A 6777-nucleotide genomic window follows, 5' to 3' on the forward strand; every position below is an offset into this window, starting at 1 on the left:
TTATAACGGATAAAATATACGGCATTTTTTCATTAACTAGACTAAGGAATGTTATTTTAAAGGACTTTATTTGTCGCATTTGATACTGAAATTCAGCCCCTTTTTGTTACTTTGTATAATCTATCTTATGTTAACTAGATGGTTTATTTACCTAAGATAACAAACTTAATGTTACCCTAGATAAATAAATTTCTACTATAAATTATTTAACTCCCTCCACATACAAAGTTCAACATTGGTCACAGAAAATTTCTTCGCAATCTCAGTTTGTGACAACCCATATCTAAAGTATTTAACATATAATTCTTTATTAATCTCTACTTTTTTATAATCCTGATCTAGAAAAGATGATCCTGTTAATATTTCACCTAGCTGCTGAATCTTAACAATAACTTCTGAATTAGATTGCCAATCCGGAACAGTATTCAATATACAAAGTAATTCTGTGCGCGCCACTTTTTGTTGCTTTTTAACGTCCTGATAAACATTTAATTCCTTCATCAATATCCCTTTCTTTCACTAAGCCATTATAAGTAGTTTCTTAGCATCACATAATGAAATTAGTTTTGATATTTTTCTTACCAATGCATTACATTTTACAACAATATTCCATTATAGAGATTATCCAATTATATTATAATTTGGTAGATACAAATTTATGGTTCTTACGCCAATACCGAAACTCTTTAATTAAGTATTTGTTATTATCATTTCCATTAACAAAGGCACGTTCAATTCTAGAAATTGTATACCCCTGTAATCTAAGTATCTGATAATCTTTAAAAGTAAAATTATCCAATGATATATTTTCTAATGGTAAATTTTTCCCCATTCTTGCGGTTCGTCGTAAAATTCTTATTTCTGTTGCTATCTCTCCTGTAGGATCATTTTTCCAATTAGGATTTTTACATGCTAAATCTAACATTCTCTCTGCTGCTTTTGCTGGGGACATTGCTCTTATCTCCTATTAATTACTATATCTATAAATGTTTTAAATTTCTATTAAATCAAATCATCACTTTCCCAAGCTTCTGAAAAATTTCCGCCTAAGAATAGCGAAGCCAATCCACTAATTTGTTTTAATCGTAGCAATTCATCCTTATCCATTCCAATATGTTCTATAATCCACTTATCGCTCAAGCCTGCTTCAACTAATTGTCTTACGATATCTACCATTAAATCAATAGAATGTGTTCCACGTGCTCTGTTATGTCTAACAGTACTTGCTATTCTTCCTGACAAAGGTTTATCTATTACAGCAACCGGTAAATGATAGTTTTCTCTGATAGCAATTTCCTCACAGTTCTTCATCACAGAATATCTATGAAACCCATCAACAATCTCATATTTATCTAAATTCTCTAAATAGTAACATACTATAGGCATAGTATATCCATCTTCTAAGATTGAAAGTTTTAAAAGTTTCATTTCTGGTGGAGCAACACTATTTGGATTGTATGCATTCGCTTGAATCTTCTCTATAGGAACTGAAACAACATTATAGACTGGGCTTATATACTGTTCTCCCATTGTTCCATGGCTCCTTTCTGTTTCTGTAGTTCATCTTTAGTTTGAGCAAAGCCCATATACTTACAAGAAGTATCATTTTTCAATATAGTAATACACATTCTCTTATATGAAGGTACTGATCGAAATTCCTTAATATCTATTTCATCTGGGTACTTACTAAATCTTATAATTTCATACTCATTTTTATATTTCCGCTTTGAATGGGGCTTACCTAAATTTTCAAACTCTATTCCTTTTACCTTTAATTCATGAATGATATGAACAGGTAGTGTTCCCCCTGTTTCAGTCCAATACGCAATTGATGATCTGAATTTTTTTAAATATATTTCACGGGTAATTTCAGGTAAAGATTTTAATAAAAAATTCGCATATGTTTTCCATGTATGTCCGTCAGGCAAATGGATATTTTTATACCCAACAGCTGTTGTTCCCCCATAAATAGCTGCAAAATTGGCACCATTTACTCGTCCAACCAATTTCGTCCATGTAACCGGTTCGATAACTTGATACAACCTTAATGCATTCACTCCACAGTCATGAAAAGGGTTAGCGACTCTCATGTCACCTAAAGGAACACCTGCAGCATAATACAAATCATATAAATGGTTATAATCAAAATTAAATTTCCCATTTGCACGCCAAACATCTTCTGTTGTCCAATCATATAACGGATAAAAATTAAAAATATTCATTGCAATTCTTCTACTATAACTAATCTTACCAAACATTGTCACAGCATCATTTCTTGTTACAGCATGATATCTATGTAAACTTTCTTGAGCTCTTATACCCACAAGAACCGCTGTCCTTTTGGCATTATTTTTCTTGTGCAACCATTTCCCAAATTTCATCTGAAAGTCATAATCAGCCATCCCAATTTCAAAAAAATCAAATGGATGATTATCTAAATTAATTGAATTATCGGGCAATTCTCTAAACCAAATATTTTTATTAGCAGGATCCCATGTTAACCATGTAGATTGATACATTGACACCCCACTAGAAGCAGATATGGGCATACATAGATGATAATATGTAAAATAAGGATACTTCTCCATACATCTATTAACATATTCGATTGTTTTTTGATAATTACCTTCGTAATCAATATGATAGACTGATACTTTACAATCTGTTTTGTGTTTCTGATAGTACAGGTTAACTAATTCTAGTAACAGTCCTGAGTCCTTTCCTCCAGAAAAAGCTATAACAATATGATCAAATTTTTGAAATATATATTCCATCCTATTCATAAATGCATCATAGACCGTTAATCCTAGAAATGACTTTCCCATTCTCATTCACCTCTTTTTAATTAGCTAATTATCTTCTTCATTTGAAATCGTATACAACACCTTTGATAAAAAAGTACATATCAGAGCGCAGCCTTTCAATTTATTCAAAAGGATCGTTGAACCATATCATCCAAATTCAGAAGGAAAATACTCTTCACTTGTTTTCTCAACAGAAATAGATGGAATGAGGCTGCTTATCATGGGCTTTAAAAATAATGAGATAATCGAAAATTTCAATAGATTTTGAAATTTTCGATTATCTTGGAATGGCTGGTCGAGCAATCAATTACCGAAATGAGCTGAAAGAATTTTTTTACATAGATAATCCTTGATATTTAATTATAAAAATTCAAATTAGATTCAATACATTTAGTAAATTCACAACCCGTCTAAGTCCACAGACTACTATTTTTATGGAGTTTCTCCAACTTTCCATAAAATAGTAGTCTGATATTCACCTAATTTCCGAACAGCCCCCGCTTTAATTTCTAATTTAAGCCCTGTCTTATTTGTATTCCAATATTCACTAAGATTGTAATCACCGCTGCTAGCATTAGTATTTGAAAAAATTTCTTCCGCTGCATCGGTCAACACAACTTCACTATTGATATCTGAACCTTTGCGATATCTAATTGCATTATTCAATGTTTCAGTCCCATTTGTTAATGGAGATACTAACTCAGCAGTTATTCTCCAATCATTTGATATATATCGATCATCATTAATTATAAACGGCATATTATAGTCAGCTTTCTCCACTCGAAGATCAAAAATTCCCAAGGCCAACTTACCAAAGTCAATAACTGTTGGAGCTGAAGTAATACTTAACACGCCGTCTACTACATCAACATACATAGTTACTTCACTACTATTACCTGCTTCATCTGTTAGAATCAATATTACTGGTTGCCTACCTAACGTAGTAGCTATCGTATTCGTATTTTGCCCTGGCTTTATTTCCACGTCTATATTAGGTACACTAGAAACATTATCAGCTAAATTATCAACTAAATCTCTAACATTATCTGAATCTGCAAAGAAATTTATATCTCCCAGTTTGATAGTAGTTGTTTTATCTGTTGCAGTCGGTGGTGTTACATCTTTAATCTTTACTTTAATTCTAATACCTATAGAATTTGGATTATCAAATTCTACTAAACCTGTTGTACTATCAAATTGAATATCACAATCAAATTCAGAACCTTCTTGTGTACTACCTGTTGCTATGACTCTTGTAAACTCTAATCCAGATGTAGGTATTGTATCAATTGACGTTTTAAAATCATTATTTATTACGGCATGTAATTCTGCTTCTAAGAACTCATAAACTTTTTGAGTCGGATTATTTACAAGATCATTCCATTCTGTTGGGGTTAATTCAATAGAATCTTCCACATAATCGATTGCTGCATTTCTTTCTGTAGAGATAACTGCTTTATCTGATAATACATTAATTGGAACTGTTACATCTACTGATGCACCCTCTCCATCTGTGACTTTCAATATTACTGTCTTTTTCCCTATTGTTGAAACTAATGTTGGAATATCTTGTCCTGATACTAATTCTACAACACTGTCTGCTAAATCTGTTGCATCGTCGGTGTAATCCTCTAGAAACGTCTTATAGTCTACTGTAGAGCCATTAATTGCTTGAACGTCATCCTTTTTTACATACATCGATTTACCTATTACCACAGGGGGAGTATTTACTCGAATCACCAATTTAGTTTTATAATTACCAACATTACCTGTAAAATCTCCTATTGCATTTAACTCAACATCATACGTTCCAGCCGCTAGAGAACTTGTGTCTATGTCAGTAACCCAAGTTCTTGTAGTTTTATCAGCAGTCACGTTAAAGCTTTCTATCTGGTTTAAAGATGCACTATTTAAAGATATAGACATATACTTATCATACGTTGATTTATAACTACCATCCAACTTTAACATATCGCCTTGAGTTGCATATAACACTTGGTTCTCTTGATTAAATGTAAAATCCATCGGCGTCCAACCGATTCCTGTTAATTGAACCTGTCTACTAACAGTACACGTTTCCCCAGGTGGAATAGTAAAATTATTCGTACGATATACCGCCGATATATTCTTACTGCTTGAATTATACGAATTATCATCAATAAATGCTACATTGACTGGCATATCTACTCCCAATACTCCGTTACTTGACACAGTCTTCGTTACATCACTATAGAGATTCTGAAACTCAGAATCTTCATATCCCTTTGTTCCCTGCCCCCAATCTGTAAACTTCCCAGTCTCAGGAAAATAAAAACGTTGTACAGCTATATTTTTATACCCATTTCGTCCAGTACCCAAATTAGTTCTAAACCCAACATTTGGACCTAATGAAAACCATCGACCATTATCATACCCACTTTCTTCTCTAATACCTGTAACGCCTCGTAACCAATACGTTTTATCTGCAGCTGTCTTATTTGTGATTATATAATCCGTTTGTATTGTTGTTCCAAGTACATTTATCTGTTTGGTGAATTCAACTTCATTAGTCGAATTCACCTGTAAAAATTCTGTTGCGACCTTCCCTTGTCTGTAATATGCACCATCATTAGATAGCGATATTTTGTTATTTCCTTCCATTAAATTGATAAGTGGTGTCTTTCCTCCCCAATAGCCTCCTAGCATTGTCAAATTTTTCGTTCCCTTTGGAGCAATAGCCAAAGACACATCTCTTTCTGGCATCTTCAGATAAACAGGTGTATTAGACAAATTCGCATCCGTCGTTCGACCCATCTCTCCAAATTTATAAGCCAACGTATCGCCATTTCCCAATACATTGGTATATAATTTATTTGTCTCTGCCGTAGAACTTCCAAATGGAGTCCAACCTGATGTATCAACAACGCTTCGGCTTTCTCGACTTGGACGGTTTGGAGCTTCTACTTCTTGCACGCTAGCCTCTGTTTTTTCTTTGCTCTCCTCTGTTGTACTAACTTCACTTGTTTCTTGTGTGCTAGTCTCAATCAAACTACTTTCTTCTGAATTCTTTGTTGCCTCTATTTTCGTTCCTGATATACTAAAATAACTTATCAAGCCTAATAATAGACTTCCACATAAAAGATATCCCCATTTTTTCATATAGTTAAATCTTCCTATTCTATTTTTGATTTCCCATATTTAGTCTTGGATGTATACATATTACGCTAAAATAATAATGTAAATTAAAAACGTACTATAAAAAAACTACGAATCACATATAGTCACTATTGAAGAGATACTGGAAATTTCTCCAAAAGAATCAATCAACGCTCAATTTTGAAAAATGCCAATGGTGTCCTTCTTTCCGTACCTATTTATCAGAAATCGGTTACTTGAATATGATAAAGAATTAAAAGCTGGCTATACTTGTTATCAGGATTTCCTCTACGCCATACAGACAAAAGACTACACAAGGTTTCACGTGCTATTAGAACAAGATTATTCTATGCTTCCAGCTTATTATAAAACGACAATTAGTACCCTTAAAAAGTTCAAACTGCCATTAAAAATGCATTGGATTTACCTTGTTCCAACGGACCGTTAGAATGCTTGAATAATCATATAGAAGTACTAAAAAGAAATGCCTATGGCTTCCGTAACTTCTATAATTTTAAATTGAGAATTACTTTATGGTTTGGCACTGTTCTTTTTCAACCAATAAAAAGTCCTAGAAGAAAAGACCTCTAAGACTCACAATAAATGATTTAATTCTTTGGACTTTCTTCACCAACATTAATTGACAAAGAACCCAAAAGCAAAGCTGATCAACCAAACTCCGCTCTCTCAAAGAACTTAGTTAATCAGCCTTACTTATCTGTCTCTCTTTATGGTATCGCCGAGAACGTATAGGTTAACTCCGCTTGATACTCTGATTGTGTTCCCGTATTTTGCCAGTTTTGGTTCCCTGGTACAACTAAGCTCACTTGCTCATCAC

The 6777-nt window shown here is 33.2% G+C and carries 6 protein-coding genes; 1 reads left to right on the top strand and 5 read right to left on the bottom strand.

What is annotated here, in order from left to right; genetic code table 11:
* Positions 1–195: 195 nt before the first annotated feature.
* The 5 genes from BCR25_RS12225 to BCR25_RS12245 form a co-directional block, all read right to left on the bottom strand.
* Positions 196–501 carry a hypothetical protein gene (locus BCR25_RS12225; RefSeq protein ID WP_069663899.1) on the bottom strand — a complete coding sequence of 102 codons (306 nt, stop codon included), beginning with the start codon at positions 499–501 and terminating at the stop codon, positions 196–198.
* A 133-nt stretch (positions 502–634) separates the two neighbouring features.
* Positions 635–952, bottom strand: a complete 318-nt coding sequence (locus BCR25_RS12230) for a hypothetical protein (protein ID WP_069663900.1) — start codon at positions 950–952, stop codon at positions 635–637.
* A 50-nt stretch (positions 953–1002) separates the two neighbouring features.
* On the bottom strand, positions 1003–1530 hold the full coding sequence (locus BCR25_RS12235; RefSeq protein ID WP_069663901.1) for an IbrB-like domain-containing protein: 528 nt from the start codon (positions 1528–1530) through the stop codon (positions 1003–1005).
* Positions 1512–2825: a DUF3440 domain-containing protein gene (locus BCR25_RS12240; protein ID WP_069663902.1), complete on the bottom strand. Its 1314-nt coding sequence runs from the start codon at positions 2823–2825 to the stop codon at positions 1512–1514. The genes BCR25_RS12235 and BCR25_RS12240 overlap by 19 nt, the downstream gene beginning before the upstream one ends.
* Before the next feature lie 411 nt (positions 2826–3236).
* Positions 3237–5942 (bottom strand): hypothetical protein, encoded by a 2706-nt coding sequence (locus BCR25_RS12245; RefSeq protein ID WP_069663903.1) that lies wholly within the window; start codon positions 5940–5942, stop codon positions 3237–3239.
* A gap of 450 nt (positions 5943–6392) precedes the next feature.
* Here BCR25_RS12245 and BCR25_RS20720 point away from each other — a divergent pair, with 450 nt between their 5' ends.
* On the top strand, positions 6393–6530 hold the full coding sequence (locus BCR25_RS20720) for a transposase (protein ID WP_428839344.1): 138 nt from the start codon (positions 6393–6395) through the stop codon (positions 6528–6530).
* Positions 6531–6777 lie beyond the last annotated feature (247 nt).

It is taken from the genome of Enterococcus termitis (assembly GCF_001730305.1).
Classification (GTDB): domain Bacteria; phylum Bacillota; class Bacilli; order Lactobacillales; family Enterococcaceae; genus Enterococcus_L; species Enterococcus_L termitis.